The sequence below is a fragment of the Micromonospora sp. HM5-17 genome, from assembly GCF_003762835.1.
Taxonomy (GTDB): Bacteria; Actinomycetota; Actinomycetes; order Mycobacteriales; family Micromonosporaceae; genus Plantactinospora.
Window position 1 is genome coordinate 49,351 of the sequence record NZ_RJWA01000012.1, and the last position, 17,911, is coordinate 67,261.

Below are 17,911 nucleotides of genomic sequence, written 5' to 3' on the forward strand. Positions count from 1 at the left end.
TCCGCCCGCCACCGTCGGTTCCGACCCTGGCTCACGTCCGGGTGACGACTCCTCGCCCTGAGCGGGTGAGCCGACCGCCGGCCGGAGCGGGAGTGACAGGGACGACGGCCATCAGGGATCATCGATGCCGATGGGGTGCGGGGACGGGCCCGGCCGGAGGGACGAGGGATGACGACGGAGCAGCAGAGGGTCGGGGCCGACCCGGAGCAGACCGGATCCGCGCCGACCGCTCGGAACGACGCGGGCTCGGGGCGGCCCGACGCGCCCGCCGCGGAGGGCACGGGTGTTGCTCCCGGCCGGGCCCGAACGTTCGTGCTCCGGCTGGTCCGGCACGAGTGGACGCTCGCCAGCCTCGGCGGACTGCTCCTGGCCGTCGTCCTGACCTGGCCGACCCTGAGGGACATCACCTGGACGATCCCCCAGGACATCGGCGACCCGACCCTCCAGGCGTGGCAGATCGCGTGGGGCGGATACGCCGTCCTGCACCAACCGCTCCAGCTCTGGCACTCGAACACGTTCTATCCGGAGCCGTACACCTACGCCTACTCGGACACTCTGCTCGGCTACGCCCCGTTCGGGATGATCGGCGAGGGTCCGGTCGCCGCGGTCATCCGCTACAACATCCTGTACGTGCTGGTGCACGCGCTCGCCTTTGTCGGGGCGTACGCCCTGACCCGGCAGCTCGGCGCGGGCCGGATCGGGGCCGCGGTGGCCGGGGTCGCCTTCGCGTACGCCCCGTGGCGGCTCGCCCAGGCGGGACACCTGCACGTCCTCTCGGTCGGCGGCATCGCCCTGGCCCTGGCCATGCTGTCCCGGGGACACGGCTGGTCGCTGCGGCACGGCTACCGACCGGACCGGAGCCGCCCCGGCTGGGCGTTCGCCGGCTGGCTGGTGGCGGCGTGGCAGATCACCCTCGGCTTCGGGATCGGCCTGCCGTTCGGGTACGTCCTGGCGCTGATCTGCGTCGCCGTCGGCGTCTGCTACCTCTGGTCCTGGTGGCGGCGGGGGCGCCGGCCGCTCTTCGGCCGACGGCTGTTCGTCGCGGACCTGGTCGGAGGGCTGATCTTCGCCGGCGTGACCGGCTTCATGGCGCTGCCGTACCTGGAGGTGGTGGCGCGGCACCCGGCCGGCCGTCGGACGCTTGCCCAGATCGCGCAGTTCTCCCCGCCGTGGCATGGCTTCCTGACCGCGCCCCCCGAGAACTGGCTCTGGGGCGAGCGGCACGCCGCGGCCCGACAGACCCTCTCGTTCGCCGGGGAGATGACCCTGCTGCCAGGGGTGGTGCTGATCGGGCTCGCCTTCGCCGGTCTCTTCTTTTCGGCCTGGCGGATCCGACACCGGGTCGTCCTCGCCGTCGGCGTGCTGGTCAGCGTGGTTCTGGCCAGCGGTACGACGTTCGGCGGCGACGGCAACCCGGGGTACGCCACCCTGGTCCTGTACGTGCCTGGCTGGGACGCGATCCGGACCCCGGGCCGGCTCGTTCTCTGGACCACGCTGCTGCTCGGCATTCTGGCCGCCGGGGCGCTCACCGCGCTGACCCGTCAGCCGGCGACGGACCCGGTCGGCGAGGGCACGGCCCCGGTCAGCGGGGCGGGGGCGGATGCCGCCGGCGAGCCGAAGCGGGACGCCGCCGAGCCGTCGGCGACTCCCGGAGCCCCGCCGCCGGCCCCGGCGCCCCGGCCGGGGCGGCCGGTGCTGCGTCCGGCGCGCTACCCCGTGCCGCCGGAGCCCGTGGCGAAGCCTCGACCGACCGCCGGGCGGGGAGCCCGGACGCTGGCCCGGCTGGTGGCGGCGATACCGCTCGCCCTGGTCGTCCTCGAGGGGGTGAACACCACCCCGCACGCCCCGGTCATCCCACAACCCGCGGCGCTGCGCGGCGCGGAGGGTCCGCTGCTGGTGCTGCCGGCGAGCGGCACCCTCGAGTTCAGCGTGATGCTCTGGTCCACCGACGGCTTCCCGAAGATCGTCAACGGGTTGGCCTCCTTCACCCCGGAGTCCCAGGCCCGGACCCACGCGGTCACGACCAGCTTCCCTGACCGGGCCAGCGTGGACTACCTGCGGGGCCTCGGCATCCGTACCGTGGTGGTGCTGCCGGAGTACCTGCCCGGCTCTCCCTGGCAGGACGTGCTGAGCCGCCCGGTGGACGGGCTGGGGGTCACGCGCGAGGAGATCGGTGGTCACGTCGTGTTCCGCCTCGGGTGACTTAGTTTAAGAGCACAACTATTGACAGTGCGTGACGGCCTGTGTGACGGTGTCGCACGAGGCCGTCGCGGGAGCCGAAGCGACGCCACGGGAGCCCCAGGGCAGCTCCCTCACCACCTGTTCCCCGTCCGCGTACCCGTGCGGCGACCGGGCCCGTCCCCGGCCTGGTCCGCCCTCGGCCCGCCCCCCCGGCGGGCCGCTCCCGCCGGTGCGGACGGTCCTCTCCTCGTCCGGCGGACGCGGTGGCGCGTACGCCGTCGGCGAGCTCTTCGACAGGGAGCCCTCACATGCGTAGAAGTCTCGCCAGCGCGCTCACCGCCGCGCTGGCCGCCGGCACGACGGCGGTGGTCGCCCAGGTCGCCGTCAGCCCCTCCGCGTCGCCAGCCTCGGCCGCCGCCGCCGAGCCGTACTCCTGGAAGAACGTCCGGATCGACGGCGGTGGCTTCGTTCCCGGCATCGTCTTCAACCCCACCGAACGGAACCTGATCTACGCCCGTACCGACATCGGCGGTGCCTACCGGTGGGAGCAGTCCAGCCAGTCCTGGATCCCGCTGCTGGACTGGGTCGGCTGGGACCGGTGGGGCTGGAACGGTGTGCTCAGCATCGCCACCGATCCCGTGCAGACCAACCGGGTGTACGCGGCCGTCGGGATGTACACCAACGACTGGGACCCGAACAACGGCGCCATCCTGCGCTCGACCGACAGGGGGAACAGCTGGCAGGCGTACGAGCTGCCGTTCAAGGTCGGCGGCAACATGCCGGGGCGGGGCCAGGGGGAGCGGCTCGCCGTCGACCCGAACCGCAACAGCATCGTCTACTTCGGTGCCGAGGGCGGCAACGGGCTCTGGCGCAGCACCGACTACGGCGCGACGTGGGCGAAGGTCAGCAGCTTCCCGAACCCCGGCAACTACGCCCAGGACCCGAACGACCCCAACGGCTACCTCAACCACAACCAGGGCGTGACCTGGGTGGCGTTCGACAAGAGCACCGGCACCCCGGGCACCGCCACCCGGACGATCTACGTCGGGGTCGCGGACAAGCAGAACCCGGTCTACCGGAGCACCGACGGCGGGACGAGCTGGGAGCGGATCCCCGGCCAGCCGACCGGTTATCTCGCGCACAAGGGCGTGGTCGACCCCGTCGGCGGCTACCTCTACATCGCCACCAGTGACACCGGCGGCCCGTACGACGGCGGCAAGGGCGACGTCTGGAAGTTCCACCGGGCCACCGGCGCCTGGACCCAGATCAGCCCGATCCCGTCCAGCAGCTCCGACGCGTACTTCGGGTACAGCGGGCTGACCATCGACCGGCAGAACCCCAACACGATCATGGTCGCCACCCAGATCTCCTGGTGGCCGGACGCGATCTTCTTCCGCAGCACCGACGGGGGTGCGACCTGGACCCGGGCCTGGGACTGGGCCGGTTACCCCACCCGGACCAAGCGCTACACCATGGACATCAGCTCGGCGCCCTGGCTGACCTTTGGCGCCAACCCCGCCCCGCCGGAGGAGACCCCGAAGCTCGGCTGGATGAACGAGTCACTGGAGATCGACCCGTTCGACGGCAACCGGTTGCTGTACGGGACCGGCGCGACGATCTACGGCACCACCAACCTGCGCGACTGGGACAGGGGTGGCACCGTCACCATCCGCCCCATGGTGCGTGGGCTGGAGGAGACGGCCGTCCTCGACCTGATCAGTCCACCGAGCGGTGCCCCGCTGGTCAGCGCGCTCGGCGACGTGGGCGGGTTCCGGCACACCAACCTGGACGCCGTCCCGGCGATGATGTTCACCCAGCCCACCTTCACCAGCACCACCAGCCTGGACTTCGCCGAGCGGAACCCGAGCGTCATGGTCCGGGCCGGCAACTTCACCGACGCCGACCGGCCGAACGACAGCCACGTCGCCTTCTCCACGGACGGCGGCGCGAACTGGTTCCAGGGCGCCGAACCGTCCGGGATCAACAGTGGGGGGACGGTCGCCGCCGCGGCCGACGGCAGCCGGTTCCTCTGGGCACCCGGCGACGCGGGCCAGCCGGTCGTCTACTCCGTCGGGTACGGCACCACCTGGGCCGCCGCCAGCGGTATCCCGGCCAACGCCGTGGTCGAGTCCGACCGGGTGAACCCGATGAGTTTCTACGGCGTCTCCGGCGGCCGGTTCTACGTCAGCACCAACGGCGGGCAGAGCTTCACCGCGACCGCGACGGGGCTGCCGAGCGGCGGGGTGAAGATCAAGGCGGTGCCGGGCGTCGAGGGCGAGATCTGGCTGGCCGGGGAGACCGGCATTCTCCGCTCCACCGACGCCGGCGCCAGCTTCACCAGGCTGCCGAACGTCACCTGGGCGGTCAACGTCGGGTTCGGCCGGGCGGCGCCGGGGCAGACGTACCCGGCGGTCTTCGCGGTCGCCACCGTGGACGGGGTGACCGGGGTCTACCGGTCGGACAACGCCGGTGCCACCTGGGTCCGGATCAACGACGACCGGCACCAGTACGGCAACATGGGCGAGGCGTTGACCGGTGACCCGAGGGTCTACGGCCGGGTCTACCTGGGCACCAACGGTCGGGGCATCCTGGTGGCCGACCGGCTCGGCGGGCCGACCAGCGGACCGACGACCGCCCCGCCGACGACCGCGCCGACCACGCGTCCCCCGACCACGCCGCCGACGACCTCCGCCCCGGCGGGGGCGTGCACGGCGACGTACCTGGTGACCGGCTCCTGGCAGGGCGGCTTCCAGGCGGAGGTGACGGTTCGCAACACCGGTACCGCGGCGCTCAGCGGCTGGACCGTGGGCTGGACGTTCCCCAACGGGCAGTCGATCATTCAGATCTGGGGCGGCCTACACATCCAGACCGGCGGGACGGTCTCGGTGCGCAACGCGCCGTACAACGGCAACCTGGCGCCCGGCGCCTCCACCACGTCCGGCTTCCTCGCCAGGTGGACCGGCACGAACGACGTACCGGCGTCGGTCAGCTGCGTACCGAGCTGACGACGTGGGAAGGGTCCGGTCCCGGCGGGGGGGGATGCCGTGCCGGGCCGGACCGCCACCCGGCGGATCAGGCGGTGGTGTCGAGCCGGACCGCCGAGGCGGAACGGTCGGCGTCCACGAGTTCAAGCCGGTCGCGGGCGGGCAGCTCCTTCCCGGACCGGGCCAGCACCGTGCGGGACGCGGTGCCGGCCCAGGCCACCGCGGCGCCGACCAGCACCGCCGCGGCGAGCCAGCTCCAGGGCAGGCCCGGGCGGCGGCCGGTGAGGGCGTCGTACGCCCGGCCGGCCCGCTGCCGCGCCTCGTCGGCGACACCGACGATCCGCGCCCCGGCCCGCCCGCTGAGCTGCCCGCCGGCCCGGCGCGCCGAACGGGTGGTGCCGCGGGCGGTGCGCCGCGCCGACGTACCGACCGGGTTGACCACGTTGATCAGGTACTCCCACGCCTGGTCGGTGATCCGCTCGGGCGTGCGCCGGGGTTTCCGCAGGTGGGTTCCGCGCATCTGTGGACCTCCTCGGTTGCCGAACACCGCGACCACTTCGGACAGAGGTGTCTGTTCGGCGCGGTTGCGGTCGCTGTCCGGGTGCGCCGGCGGCTTTCGTGGCAAACCCGGGATCACGCCCCGAAGTCTGCCGTAACCGCTCCGCTCCCGCGGGCGGTACGGGCGGAACCGGCTCGCGATGCGGCGGTCGCGGTCAACGGATCAGGACAACGGAGACAGCCCGGGCGAAATCATCGTCGTCGTCATCATCGTCATCGTCGCCGCCAGCGCCCGCGAACCCGCAGGCCAGCACCAGGGTCAGCAGGGCACCCACCCCGGCCAGTCCGAGCAGCTTCCTCAGCATCAGTTCCCTCCCGGGCGCCGGGACCGCCCGGTGGCGTGCCCGGCCCGCCTCGGCGAGCCAGATGGCGGTGTGGCGCGGGGCGGTCTGATCGATAGGTGTCCCTATCGTAGGTGCTCGGCGGCGTCCGTTCACCGATCAGGGACGAGAGTCCTCCTCGGAGGTCGGGCGTGGGGGGATGAGTTCGTCGCCAGGGCCGATTGTGCTGTGAGATCTGTCACGTCATGCCCCGGTTTGGTGGGATCGTCGGCGGCCTGGGCTGGACGTGGAGCCGGAGCGCCACCCGCGGCCCCGGTTGGGGCCCCGACACGGGCCGCGGGTGGCACCGCGTCGGCCCGGGGAGGACTACGCTCGGGATCGTGGTTGGTGGTACGGACCCGGGTACGCCCGGAAAATTTGCCGCATTTTGCCCCGTTACCGGGTAGGTTTGTCGGCTCGTTGAATAGATTGCCCGGCCGGAAGGGTGGCGATCGGGGCCGGAGGAGGAATACTCTCGGTCGCGGCCCGCGTACTGATTAGGCGCCCGGACATGGGCGAGTGGAGGTGCTCGCGTGAGCCTGTCGATCGTCAAGTCGGTCCTGCCCGGTGGAGTCGTGGAGATCGCCCCTCGCGGAGAAATCGACGTCGATACGGCGTACGAGGTCCGGGAGGCGATTGCCGAGGTCTTGACCAAGGGGCGGCCGTCCAGGATCGAGCTCAACATGCGACTGGTCAGCTTCATCGACTCTGTCGGCATCAGCGCCATGGTCGCCGGCTTCCAGACCGCGGAGGTCAGCGGCGTCAAGCTCGTGGTCACCGAGCCGAGTCGGTTCGTCCACCGGCAGCTTTGGGTCACCGGGCTCCTCGGCCTCTTCGGCGCACCGGAGCCCTACTTCGCAGGTCCCTCGTCCGCCGAGGAGGAGGTCAAGGTACCCGGCGTCTGACCACGCCCCCCGGGGCGCGCGCCTCGCGCCCGTCCCTCACCCCGTACCGTCCGGTCCCGGCACAGGGCCATCCAGACCGGACAGGTCCACATCGGATGCCTCGGTGATCGCGCGGAGCGCCGTCACCGAGGCGCAGCCCTCGGCAAGCCAGGCCACGTCGGTGCCGGGCTCGACTGGCTGGCCGGATTCCTCCAGCGCGGTACGGATGAAGCCTCGGCCCGCCTCCGCCACGGTCATCTGCACCTGACCGAAGCCGGCGAGCGTCGCCCGGCGTACGCCGCGGAGCCGGTCGTACGGCAGGTCGGGGCTGTTGACGTTCAGCACGCTCTCCCGGGGCCCGGCGGTCAGCCGGGGAAGAAGGTCGAGCGCGACCCGGGCGGCGGTCGCCCAGTGCCGGCGCTCGTCCCGTTCGGGGTGCGGAACGGCGACGGCGGCCCCGCCGCTGCCGGCGGTCGCCTCGTGCGGGGCCAGGACGTCGAGCGAGACGGCCATCCCGTGGCAGCCGTTCGCCGCGGCGGTGAAGGCCGCCCCGACCGTGCCGGAGTGCAGCACCGCCCGGCCGACGTTGGCGCCCCGGTTGATCCCGGAGAGCACCACCTCCGGCGCCGGGCCGAACGCCCCGTGCAGGGCGATCAGCGTGATCAGGCCCGGGGAGCCGGCGACGCCGTACGCCGGGATGCCGGGCAACTCCTCGATGTGGTGCTCCTCCACGACCACCCGGCCGTCCCGCTCGACCGCGCTCATCGCGGCGCTGGCGCCGCTCGCCTCCTCCCGGGGTGCGGCCACCACCACGTCGAGACCACGGGCCACCGCCGTACGGGCCAGCCAGCGCAGCCCCGGGGCGGCGATGCCGTCGTCGTTCGTGACCAGGACCCGGAGCGTCATGACGTGGTGGTGCGGTGGGCGAGTTCGTCCGGGGTCAGCCGATCCTGCCGGTCCGTACCGACCGGCGCCAGCCGTACCCGGTCGACCAGTCCCGCGATCGAGTCCTGCCGGCCGGTGCCGAGGCCGTGCCGGGTGACGTTGAGCGCCCCGGCGGCGGCGCCGGTACGGACGGCGAGTTCCAGATCACCGCCCTGGGCCAGCGTCGAGGCGACCCCGGCGGTCAGGGAGTCGCCCGCGCCGTGCGCGTCGGCCACCTGGAGCCGGGGCATGTCGAGCTCGGAGACCTCGCCGTCGATCAGCACCAGCGCCGGATTCTCGGCCCGGCTGACCACCACCGACTCGGCACCGTTGGCGTGCAGGGCCCGGAGAACCCGGACCAGCTCGCGCTCGCTGTCGTCGGCCGCCCAGCCGTCCCGGATCAACTCCTCGTGACTGATCTTCAGGAAGTACAGGCCGCTGTCGAGGACGGCGCTGAGATGCGGGCCGGAGAGGTCGGCGACCACCCGGCTGCCGTTGCGGCCGAGGTCCGCGGCGAGGCGGCGGTAGATCTCCGGGGCCACCAGTGCCGGGTGGCCGGGACCGCTGAGGACGCTGACCGGGCTGTCCAGCCCCTCGCCGAGCGCCAGATCGTAGAGCTCGTCCAGCTCGTGGCGGGTCAGCGGGTGTCCGGGCACGAAGGCGATCTCGTTTCGGGTACCGCCCCGGCGGTCGTGCACGTACCCGCCGCTGCTGGACTCCCGGTGGATCACCCGTAGCTCGACCCCCTCGCCGGCGAGGAGCGGTTCGAGAACCTGGCCGATCTCGCCGCCGAGCCCGGCGCAGAGCACCACCGGCGTGCCGAGGCATGTGATCATGCGGGCCTGCCAGACCCCCTGTCCTCCCGGATGCAGGTGGATCTCTGTCTCACCGGCGGGCTGGTCGATGGTGACGGTGAGCTGCGGTGCCGGGGCAAAGACCATGACATGTCCGGTCATACCCGGTACATACCCTCTGCCCCCCTCCGCATGCGCCCCGCCGGGCCGAAGCCGCCCTGCGTCGGCGGTGTGCGGGGCGTCGCGGCCAGCCTGCCGCCGCCCGCCCGGCCCGGCGTGGATGCCGCGGGTACGTCGCCCGAGGTATCCGCGGCGGCGTCAGCCGCGCGGGGCGTACATGATGACGGCGACGCCGAGCAGGCAGATGGTCGCGCCGGCCAGGTCGTAGCGGTCCGGCCGGAACCGGTCCACCAGCACGGCCCAGCCGAGCGAGCCGGCGACGAAGACGCCGCCGTACGCGGCGAGCACCCGTCCGAAGTGCGGATCCGGCTGGAACGCGGCGACGAAGCCGTACCCGGCGAGTGCGAGGATCCCCGCGGCGACGAAGAGCAGCCCTCGCTGTTCGCGTACGCCCTGCCAGATCAGCCAGGCGCCACCGATCTCGGCGAGGGCGGCGAGCAGGAACAGCAGTACGGAACGGGCCAGCGTCATACCGGCCATTGTGCCGGTGGGACCCGGGGGAACCCTGGTTGCATCTATTGATATTTATCTATAATCTGACCCCGGCCCCGGCAACGGGGCAGGCCCCGCGCGGGACGGCCGGGTTCGGGCTGACCGGGAGGTCCACCGGGCGCGGGTTCGCCGGATCGTGGGGAGCCGACCACGGGAGGGGCGTCGGACGGCCGTACCCAACCCGGGCCGACCGTCGTCCAAGCCGCAGCATCCGCCGGGACGCACGCGCGGCGCCCGGCAGCCTCCGAGAGGAATCCCCATGAGGATCGTCGCACCGTATCGTCGGGCGTTCCTGGCCGTGGCCATGGCGACCGCCCTCGCCGCCGGTACCGTCGCCGTGCTCGGCGTGCTTCCCGGGTCGTCTGCCCGGGCCGCCGCCGGGTGCCTGGTGGACTACCGGGCGAACGAGTGGCCGGGCGGATTCACCGCCACCATCCACGTCACCGCCGGCGCCACCCCGGTCAACGGTTGGACCGTCACCTGGACCTACGGCGGTGACCAGCGGATCACCAACGCCTGGAACGCCCAGGTCACCCAGGCCGGCGCGGTCGTAACCGCCCGGAACGTGGCGTGGAACGGCACACTGCCCGCCGGTGGCTCGACCGAGTTCGGCGTGCAGGGGACGTACGCCGCGAGCACGGCCGCGCCGACCGGGTTCACCCTGAACGGCGAAGCGTGTAACGACGCGGGCCAGACCCCGCCGCCAGTCACCACCCCACCGACGACGGTCACGCCGACCGAGCCGCCCACGACCACGGCACCGCCGACAACGCCGCCGTCCACGACCGAGCCGACGCCGGTCGGCTGTGGCAGCGCAACGCTCTGTGACGGCTTCGAGAACCAGTCGGGGACCATGCCGTCCGGCGACTGGAGCGTGACCTATCCCGACTGCCAGGGCACCGGTACGGCCTCGATCGATAGCTCGGTCGCACACCAGGGCAGCCGATCGGTGCGGATCGACGGCGCCGCCGGCTACTGCAACCACGTCTTCGTCCGGTCGAACCGGGACCTGGGTGGCCTTGGCGCGGTCCGGTACGGCCGCTTCTGGCTGCGGCACACCACCGCGTTGCCGACCCAGCACGTGACCTTCGTGGCCATGCGGGACGCCAACGACGGCAACCGGGACCTGCGGATGGGCGGCCAGAACGGTGCGCTGCAGTGGAACCGCGCCTCCGACGACGCCACCCTGCCGGAGCAGAGCCCGACCGGCGTCGCGCTCAGCCTGCCGTTGCCGGTGAACCGGTGGACCTGCGTCGAGTTCATGGTGGACGGTACGCAGGGCCGGTTGCAGACCTGGGTCGACGGCATGGCGGTGACCGGACTGACCGCCGACGGTACCCCTACCCACGACGTCGACGGACAGTGGTACAACCGCGCCACCTGGCGGCCGAACCTGACCGACCTGCGGCTCGGCTGGGAGAGCTACGGCGAGGGCGCCGACACGCTCTGGTTCGACGACGTGGCGCTGGGCTCGACCCGGATCGGCTGCTGACCCGCCGGCCCGGGCCGGCCTACCACCACGCGGGCGAACTGTCCGACGGCGGCCGGACGCGAGTCGCCGGCACCGCCCAGGGGTGGCGGGCGGTGCCGGCGGGTTCTCCTGTGGGGAGTGTGCTCAGTACACCGACAGGTGCACGTGGTTGGTGTGGTCGCTCGACGGGTCCCCGTTGCCGCCGTTGTACGCCTTCCAGCCACTGCTCGGAAGCCAGATCTGCTTGAACCAGATCACGTACAGCACGCCGAGCCGGTCGGCGTTCTTCACGAAGAACGCCGCCAGGTTGTTCCCGTACGTCCGGTCACCACCGGTGGCGACCCCGCCGAAGCCGTTCTTCTGGGCGGCGAAGTCGCAGGCCCGGCCCTTCGGGTGCTCACCACTGCCACCCGGGCGGTAGCAGGAGACGTACCGGGTGAAGCCCGCCGCCTTGGCCTGGTTGAGCGCGTGCAGCGTACGCGGGGTGATGCAGCCGTCGGCGGGGGTCGGGTCGTTCACACTGCACGATTCGGGCGGCCAGGAGCCGTCGGGGTTGCGCGGCGCCGGCTTCGCCGTGGCGGCGCGGCCGCTCACCCCCGAACTGGGCCCACCGCTGTTCGCCGCGGCGAGCGCCCGTTCGGCCTGCCTCTTGCGGGTCTCCATCACCTCGACCTGCTTGCGCTGCTCGCGGATCTCCCGGTCGAGCGCGGCCTTTGCCCGGGTCTCCGCGTCGAGGGTGGCGCGGAGGTCGCGCAACGCGCGGTTCTCGTTGGCGGCCACCCTGTCCAGCGCGGCGGCCCGGTCCAGCAGGCTGGCCGGGGAGCCGCTGTTCAACAGGGCCGAGACCTGGCCCAGCCGCCCGGTCCGGTACGCCATCCCGGCCAGCTCGGCGACCTGTTCGCTCCGGGCCGCCACCTCCGTCCGTAGCCGGGCGAGCTCCTCGGCCAGTTCCTTCTGACGTTTGACCGAGCGGTCCAGTTTGGCCTTGGCGTCGACGTACCCCTTGCTGGCCGCCTCGAGCTTCTCGCGGAGGTCGTCGGTGCCTCCCTCGTCGAGGTCGCCGGGCGCGTACCCGACCGGGGCGGGCGCCGCGGTGGCGGGGGAACCGCCGAGTCCCACGACGACGCCCAGGGAGACGAGGGTGGTCAGTACGACGGCCAACCGGCTACGCCAGCCGTGGCCCGGTGTCGGGTGTGCCCGGCCGGCGGCCGGGCGTTCGGTTGTCCTGGCAGAAGCCAGATACGGCATGACACTGTCCTTCCGTCAATCGCCGACCGGGTTAGCTGACGGGTTCGGGACGGAAGATCCCTACCGCTGACGCGGATTCACCCCAGGAACCTGGTTCCCCGGCTCGCGCATGGCGATTAGGCGCCGGCTCCGCCGGGCCGGCGTGAGCTGCCGCCTGGCGGAGACCGGGGCTGAGCCTACCGGCAGTTGCCGTCCGGAAACACGTGCCGTTGCCGTGGCGGGTGCCCAGATTGCTGGGATTCATCAGGAAGTAACCGGACAAGAAGCCCGGACGCCGGACGAAAATTAAGGTGCCGCTAACTACTGGCGGTAGGCGAGCCGCGGCTCGGGGCCGAGACGCGGCCCCGTCGCTCCACCCGCGTCGGCTCGTCGGCCGGCGAGCTACGGCCGGACCACGGCACCGGACGGGGACGATCGTGCCCCCGGCTACCGGTTTGGCCGGGCCGGGCAGGCCGGTTACCAGTCGGTGGGACCGCAGGCACCGGGGGCGGTGCGGGGTTCCACCTGAAGGGTCGCGTGGGAGATGTGAAAGTCCTCGCGCAGGGCCGAGCGCGCGGCGGCGAGCACGCCGGCCACCTCCGCCCCCGCCTCCAGGGTGAGGTGCGCCGACGCGACCTCCATCCCCGAGGTGAGCGTCCACACGTGCAGGTCATGGACGTCGCAGACCCCGGGTACGTCGGCGAGCCGGTTCCGGACCGCGGCCACGTCGAGGTGCTCCGGGGCGGCCTGGACCAGGATCCGTACCGCCGTCCGGCCGAGCCGCCAGGTCCGGGGCAGGATGAAGAGCCCGACCGCCAGCGCCACGATCGGGTCGGCCCAGCGCCAGCCGGTGGTGACGATCACCAGCGCGGCCACGATCACGCCGGCCGAGTTGAGCAGGTCGCCCAGGACCTCCAGGTAGGCGCCGCGTAGGGTGATGCTCTCCCGGGCACCGGTACGGAGCAGCCCGAAGGCGACAAGGTTCGCCGCCAGGCCGAGCGCCGCCACCACGAGCATCGGACCGGCCGCCACCTCGGGCGGGTCGCCGAACCGGCGTACCGCCTCGACCAGCACGTAGACCGCGACCCCGAACAGCAGCACGGCGTTGGCCAGCGCCGCGAGCACCTCCAGCCGGTAGAGCCCGAAGGTCCGCTGGGCGTCGTTCGCCGCCCGCCGGGCCGCCGTGACCGCGGCGAGCGCCATCCCGATCCCGAGGACGTCGGTGAACATGTGTCCGGCGTCGGAGAGCAGCGCGAGGGAGCCGGTGGCGAGCGCGGCGACCGCCTCGACCACCATCAGCGCGGCGAGCAGCGCGAAGGCGCCCCACAACCGACCCCGGTGCCGTTCCGTCGCGCGCGTCAGCGCGCCGCCGTGATCATGTCCTGCCCCCACATCCACACCTTTCCCGCTCTGACGGACCCGATCCCGGACCCTGGGTCAAGAATCCCGGGCCGGGACGACCCACGGGCCGTTCCGTGGCGAAATGGGCGGCACCGCTGGCCGTCCAACGCCCGGGGGCGATCACCGGCCCAGGGCGGCGGCGATCATCCGCCCGACACCGGTGGCGGGCGGCCGGGCCGCGGCCGTCGGCCGGACGGCACCAGCCCGGGGTCAGGCGTCCGGCTCGATGGTGACGAGTCGCTGGGTGGCCCGGGAGAGCGCGACGTAGAGGGTGCGCGCCCCGGCCGCCGAGTCGGCCCGGATCTCGCCCGGAGCGACCAGCACCACGCCGTCGTACTCCATGCCCTTGGCCTGGAGGCTGTCCACCACCGAGAGGCGCGGATCGGGCTCGGCCGAGAGCCACGCCGCGACCTCGTCCCGGCGCGGGACCGGCGCGATCACCCCGACCGTCCCCTCCACCTCGGTCAGGAGTTTCGCGGTCGCCTCGCGGACCGCGTCCGCCAGCTCGGCACGCGGCACGGTCAGCGCCACCGGCTCGACCCCGGTGCGGCGGACCGCGACCGGCAGCGGCAGGTCGGGGGAGACCTCCCGGATCACCCGGGCCGCCGCCGCGAAGATCTCCGCCGAGTTGCGGTAGTTGGTGGTGAGGGCGTACTCGTGCCGGGGCCGGCGGCCCAGCGCCTGGTCCCGCGCCCGGGCCAACTCCGCCGGGTCACCCGTCCAGGCGGACTGGGCCGGGTCGCCGACGATCGTCCAGGAGGCGAGTCTGCCCCGACGGCCCAGCATCCGCCACTGCATCGGCGAGACGTCCTGGGACTCGTCGACCACCACGTGCGCGTACTCCCGGTAGTCGGCCGGGCGTTCGGCGTCCCGCCCGGCCCGGGCGGCGGCCTGCTGCCGGTCGGCGTACGTCGTGACCTCGCGGATCCCGCCCGCCACCTGGAACGGGTCCCGCTGCTTCCGGCGTGGCTGGGGCGGCCGGCCGAGCAGCTCGTCCAGCTCGTCCAACAGGGCCACGTCGGCGATGGTCGGCCCCTCGTCCGGCAGGCTCCGGTACGCCTCGACCAGCATCCCGATCTCGGCGTCCGACAGGATGCCGCTGGCGTACCGGCGCAGCCGCTCCGGCCGGGCCAACCAGCGCAGCACGTGGGTCGGGTGCAGCCGGGGCCACCAGGCCCGGAGGAAGTCCCGGAACTCGGGACGCTCGGCGATCTCGTCCTCGAACGCGGGCTGGTCCGGCAGGCGGCCGACCCGCAGCTCCTGGGCCTGCGCCCACAGCGCCGCGAAGATGCCGTCGAAGGCGGCCCGGCGTACCTCGTTGCGCCGGGCACCCGGCGGCAGCGCCGCCAGCCGGATCCGTTCCAGCTCGGCACCGGTGAGCCGGAGCAGTTCGCCCCGATAGAGCAGCCGTAGCTCCTGGGGAGCGTCCGGGACCTGGTCGCGGACCGCCCGTTGCAGCACCCTGCGCATCCGCAGCGACCCCTTGATCGCGGCGACCGGAGCCGGATCGGTCCGGGTCGCGGTCACCCCGTCGAACAGGGAGCCGAGCGAGTGGAGCGTGGCGGAGTTCTCGCCGAGCGCGGGGAGGACGGAGGCGATGTAGTCGACGAAGACGGCGGAGGGGCCGACCACCAGCACCCCGCCGCCGGCGAACCGGTTGCGGTCGGAGTAGAGCAGGTACGCGGCCCGGTGCAGGGCGACCGCGGTCTTGCCGGTCCCGGGCCCGCCCGAGACGATCGTGACGCCGTTGGCGGGGGAGCGGATCGCCTCGTCCTGCTCCCGCTGGATCGTGGCGACGATGTCCCGCATGCCCCGGCCGGTGCTCCGGGAGAGGGAGGCGAGCAGCGCACCGTCGCCGACCACCCGCATCTCCGGCGGAGCCGCCGCCGGGTCGAGCAGGTCGTCCTCGATCCGGGTCACCCGCTCGCCCCGCGACGAGATCACCCGACGACGCACGACGCCGCGCGGGTCCGCCGCGGTGGCCTGGTAGAAGGCGGCGGCGGCCGGGGCCCGCCAGTCGATCACGAGCGGCTCGGCGTGCTCACCGCGGATCCCGAGCCGGCCGATGTGCAGCACCTGACCGGTCCGCAGGTCGAGGCGGCCGAAGACCAGTCCCTCGTGCTCGGCGTCGAGGGTGTGCCGGAGCCGGGCCGCGTGGTAGACCATCGCGTCCCGCTCGACGAGCGCGCCGAGGTTGCCGACCCGAGCGATCTGGTAGCCCTCCCGCTCGGCGCGGGCGGCGGAGCGGCGCAGCTGCGCCAGCCGGGCGTACACCCGGTCGAGGTGACGCTGTTCGGCCTCGATCTCCTGCCGCAGCGTGGTCTGGTCTGTCACCGCTTCTGCCCCCGGAGATCAGCTCTGGGCACGGTGCCGGTTCCGGGGGTCACCGGAGCCCGCACCGCGCCGACCGCGCGAATGCCAGCTTGCGAGGGTACGCCCTGCCCGCTCCGTCCCGGTCCGCCGTCTCCGTACCCGCCGTCCGCCCGGCCGGTTCGGGGCGACCGCCACGCGCCAGGCCGAGGCCGGGCCCGGCCGGCGTCCCCGAGCCGGCCGGCCCGGTTCACGTGCCCGCCCTGGTGGGCCGGCCTCCCCGGCGTCGTGGCAGTCTCAGCACGGCGATGGCGTTCCCGGCCCGGCCGGCCCACGCCGGCGCGCGGCGGCGGCTCGCCGGCGCCGTCGGCGACGCGACGCCCGCCCCGGCCCCGGCCTCGCCGGTTCGGGTGATGCCCTCGCCGGCTCGGGTGGCGGCCCGGTCCGTTCGCGGGACGGCCGCACCCGCGCGCGGGGCGGTGGCGTCGGCACCGCCACGCCCACGCGCAGCGCCGGTCCGCGCGGCGGCCTGGCCCGTCACCGCGCGGAGGGCGGCGGTGACCTCGTCGGGACGCTCCAGCATCAGCATGTGGCCGGCACCGGGGCAGACGGTCAGCGCGATCGAGGGCAGCGCCGCGACGATCGAGAGCGCGCAGGGGGGCGGGGTGAGCCGGTCCCGGTCGCCGACGAGGATCGCGGCCGGGATGTCGGCCAGCGCCGCGAGGGTCTCCAACCGACGTTGCGCCCCGATGGACGGCCGGAATCCGCCGATCGAGACCATCGAGGCACGGGCCACCGCGGCGGTGGTCAGCCGGAGGTCGGCCGGCCGGCAGACGTCGCCGAAGAGCAGCCAGCGCAGCGTCGGGCGGAGCGCGTGCAGCAGCGGGCGCGGGGTGCGCAGGCCGCCGCACCGGGCCAGGAGCCCGGCACCGGTGGTCTCGGCCACCCGGATCAGGCGGGCGAGCCGCGGCGACACCCCGTAACAGGTGTGCGTGTGCCCCTCGGCGGTGGTGGAGACGAGGACCAGGCCGGCGACGCGGCGGGCGAAGTCGTCAGGGTGACGGTGGGCGTACTCCAGGATGGTCATCCCGCCCATCGAGTGCCCGGCGAGCACCACCGGCCCGTGCGGGGCCACCTGGGCGAGCACCTCGGCGAGGTCGTCACCGAGCCGGGCGAGGGTGGCGGAGCGGAGCGTGGTCGGACCGGACCTGCCGTGACCCCGGGCGTCGTAGGTGACGACCCGGAGCGGGGTGCCGGACGCCTCCCGGAGCGCGGTTACCTGGCGGTGCCAGATCCGCCCGTCCAGGGTCCAGCCGTGCAGCAGGACGACGGTGAGGGGCGCGTCGGTGGGGCCGGTGCTCGTCCCGTGCAGCCGTACGCCGTCGGTCAGGGGTATCGCGATGGGGTCGGGCATGGCCACCTCCGCGTCGAGCCGGGGTAAACCGTACCCACGGGTACCAATCGTGCCCGATGCGGTGCCGCCGCCGGCGCGTCTGTCTGCTTTCCATCAGGTGCCGAAACACGTCACCGGGCGCGGACTACCCGTAGCTCCGACGGGTGAACCAGGCCGGCCAGGCCCACCACCGACGCCGGCACCGGCACGTCGACCCGGTCCCCAAGCGCGCGGAGGCCCCGGACCGGAACGACGGACGCGAAACGCCCTCGGCACGGGAGCGTGCCGAGGGCGTCGGCGATGCACGAAACGCGGCGCTCAGGCCTCGAAGACGCCCGCCTCGACGAGGCGCTTCTCACAGACGTCCCAGCCGTGGCTCGGGTGGGCGGCGGCGAGGCTGTTCAGCTCGGCGCGGATCTTGGCACCGTGCCCCGCGTTGGCGAGCGACCGGATCTCCTCGATGAACGCCTCGGAGTCGGTCCGCAGGTGCGTGGTCTTGCCGCTGATCATGTTCCGCACGTAGGCGTGCTTGCCGTTGTTGAGCGGGATCAGGTACTTGAACTCGCCAAGGACGCTCAGGCCACCACTCTGGCCTGCCTGGCCGGCCCGGACGGATGCGCGCGCGGTCTTGGAGGTGTTGCTCGCCACGGAGGTACTCCTTGCATGACGTACGGGAGGACGGGAAGTCCGAGGGGACAGTCGGCGGGCCTGCCGCCGGATGTAGCTACTTCCGCCCGGCCGGGTGCGTGCCGAACTTAGGCGGCAGACGCCGCCGGGCAAATTTTACACGAC

At 73.3% G+C, this 17,911-nt stretch carries 13 protein-coding genes, 1 pseudogene and 1 riboswitch; of the genes and pseudogenes, 4 read left to right on the forward strand and 10 right to left on the reverse strand.

Annotation, left to right across the window (positions count from 1 at the left end):
- Positions 1–168: 168 nt before the first annotated feature.
- Both EF879_RS24610 and EF879_RS24615 read left to right on the forward strand, forming a co-directional pair.
- On the forward strand, positions 169–2,202 hold the full coding sequence (locus EF879_RS24610) for a hypothetical protein (protein ID WP_199736598.1): 2,034 nt from the start codon (positions 169–171) through the stop codon (positions 2,200–2,202).
- 287 nt (positions 2,203–2,489) lie between these two features.
- A complete protein-coding gene (locus EF879_RS24615) occupies positions 2,490–5,186 on the forward strand; it encodes a cellulose binding domain-containing protein (RefSeq protein WP_123562627.1) in 2,697 nt (898 codons plus the stop codon).
- Positions 5,187–5,253: 67 nt separating this feature from the next.
- Here EF879_RS24615 and EF879_RS24620 read toward each other — a convergent pair whose 3' ends face one another.
- Together EF879_RS24620 and EF879_RS27395 are read right to left on the reverse strand one after the other, a co-directional pair.
- Entirely contained in the window at positions 5,254–5,685 is a 432-nt protein-coding gene (locus EF879_RS24620) for a hypothetical protein (RefSeq protein WP_123562719.1), read from the reverse strand.
- A gap of 193 nt (positions 5,686–5,878) precedes the next feature.
- Positions 5,879–6,028 carry a hypothetical protein gene (locus EF879_RS27395; protein ID WP_158624286.1) on the reverse strand — a complete coding sequence of 50 codons (150 nt, stop codon included), beginning with the start codon at positions 6,026–6,028 and terminating at the stop codon, positions 5,879–5,881.
- A 548-nt stretch (positions 6,029–6,576) separates the two neighbouring features.
- Between EF879_RS27395 and EF879_RS24625 the strand changes: the two genes are divergently transcribed.
- Positions 6,577–6,948 (forward strand): STAS domain-containing protein, encoded by a 372-nt coding sequence (locus EF879_RS24625; protein WP_123562629.1) that lies wholly within the window; start codon positions 6,577–6,579, stop codon positions 6,946–6,948.
- A gap of 36 nt (positions 6,949–6,984) precedes the next feature.
- On the opposite strand, the gene surE is transcribed toward EF879_RS24625, so the two are convergent.
- From surE to EF879_RS24640, 3 genes are all read right to left on the reverse strand, one after another.
- The gene (gene surE / locus EF879_RS24630; protein ID WP_123562631.1) at positions 6,985–7,833 is read right to left on the reverse strand and encodes a 5'/3'-nucleotidase SurE; all 849 of its coding nucleotides are present in this window, start codon (positions 7,831–7,833) and stop codon (positions 6,985–6,987) included.
- Entirely contained in the window at positions 7,830–8,807 is a 978-nt protein-coding gene (locus EF879_RS24635; RefSeq protein ID WP_233604729.1) for a 1-phosphofructokinase family hexose kinase, read from the reverse strand. The genes surE and EF879_RS24635 overlap by 4 nt, the downstream gene beginning before the upstream one ends.
- A 156-nt stretch (positions 8,808–8,963) precedes the next feature.
- Positions 8,964–9,296: a YnfA family protein gene (locus EF879_RS24640; RefSeq protein WP_123562635.1), complete on the reverse strand. Its 333-nt coding sequence runs from the start codon at positions 9,294–9,296 to the stop codon at positions 8,964–8,966.
- A 280-nt stretch (positions 9,297–9,576) separates the two neighbouring features.
- On the opposite strand from EF879_RS24640, the gene EF879_RS24645 reads away from it, so the two are divergent.
- Positions 9,577–10,809 (forward strand): cellulose-binding domain-containing protein, encoded by a 1,233-nt coding sequence (locus tag EF879_RS24645; protein ID WP_123562637.1) that lies wholly within the window; start codon positions 9,577–9,579, stop codon positions 10,807–10,809.
- Positions 10,810–10,932: 123 nt separating this feature from the next.
- On the opposite strand, the gene EF879_RS24650 is transcribed toward EF879_RS24645, so the two are convergent.
- The 5 genes and pseudogenes from EF879_RS24650 to EF879_RS24670 form a co-directional block, all read right to left on the reverse strand.
- A complete protein-coding gene (locus tag EF879_RS24650; protein WP_123562639.1) occupies positions 10,933–11,949 on the reverse strand; it encodes a hypothetical protein in 1,017 nt (338 codons plus the stop codon).
- Between the two features lie 91 nt (positions 11,950–12,040).
- Positions 12,041–12,169, reverse strand: a riboswitch (cyclic di-AMP (ydaO/yuaA leader).
- Positions 12,170–12,492: 323 nt separating this feature from the next.
- Positions 12,493–13,407 carry a cation diffusion facilitator family transporter gene (locus EF879_RS24655; RefSeq protein ID WP_123562641.1) on the reverse strand — a complete coding sequence of 305 codons (915 nt, stop codon included), beginning with the start codon at positions 13,405–13,407 and terminating at the stop codon, positions 12,493–12,495.
- 219 nt (positions 13,408–13,626) lie between these two features.
- Positions 13,627–15,750: an AAA family ATPase gene (locus tag EF879_RS24660; protein WP_123562643.1), complete on the reverse strand. Its 2,124-nt coding sequence runs from the start codon at positions 15,748–15,750 to the stop codon at positions 13,627–13,629.
- Positions 15,751–16,255: 505 nt separating this feature from the next.
- Positions 16,256–17,140: pseudogene (locus EF879_RS24665) on the reverse strand (alpha/beta fold hydrolase); the annotation flags it as partial.
- A gap of 297 nt (positions 17,141–17,437) precedes the next feature.
- Complete coding sequence (locus EF879_RS24670; protein WP_123562647.1) at positions 17,438–17,767, reverse strand: hypothetical protein; 330 nt, start codon at positions 17,765–17,767, stop codon at positions 17,438–17,440.
- Between the last annotated feature and the right edge of the window lie 144 nt (positions 17,768–17,911).

Bases quoted from the DNA above. Each gene is read 5' to 3' on its own strand.
- EF879_RS24610 (WP_199736598.1), top strand. From the start codon at position 169: ATGACGACGGAGCAGCAGAGGGTCGGGGCCGACCCGGAGCAGACCGGA.
- EF879_RS24615 (WP_123562627.1), top strand. From the start codon at position 2,490: ATGCGTAGAAGTCTCGCCAGCGCGCTCACCGCCGCGCTGGCCGCCGGC.
- EF879_RS24620 (WP_123562719.1), bottom strand. From the start codon at position 5,685: ATGCGCGGAACCCACCTGCGGAAACCCCGGCGCACGCCCGAGCGGATC.
- EF879_RS27395 (WP_158624286.1), bottom strand. From the start codon at position 6,028: ATGCTGAGGAAGCTGCTCGGACTGGCCGGGGTGGGTGCCCTGCTGACC.
- surE (WP_123562631.1), bottom strand. From the start codon at position 7,833: ATGACGCTCCGGGTCCTGGTCACGAACGACGACGGCATCGCCGCCCCG.
- EF879_RS24635 (WP_233604729.1), bottom strand. From the start codon at position 8,807: ATGACCGGACATGTCATGGTCTTTGCCCCGGCACCGCAGCTCACCGTC.
- EF879_RS24640 (WP_123562635.1), bottom strand. From the start codon at position 9,296: ATGACGCTGGCCCGTTCCGTACTGCTGTTCCTGCTCGCCGCCCTCGCC.
- EF879_RS24645 (WP_123562637.1), top strand. From the start codon at position 9,577: ATGAGGATCGTCGCACCGTATCGTCGGGCGTTCCTGGCCGTGGCCATG.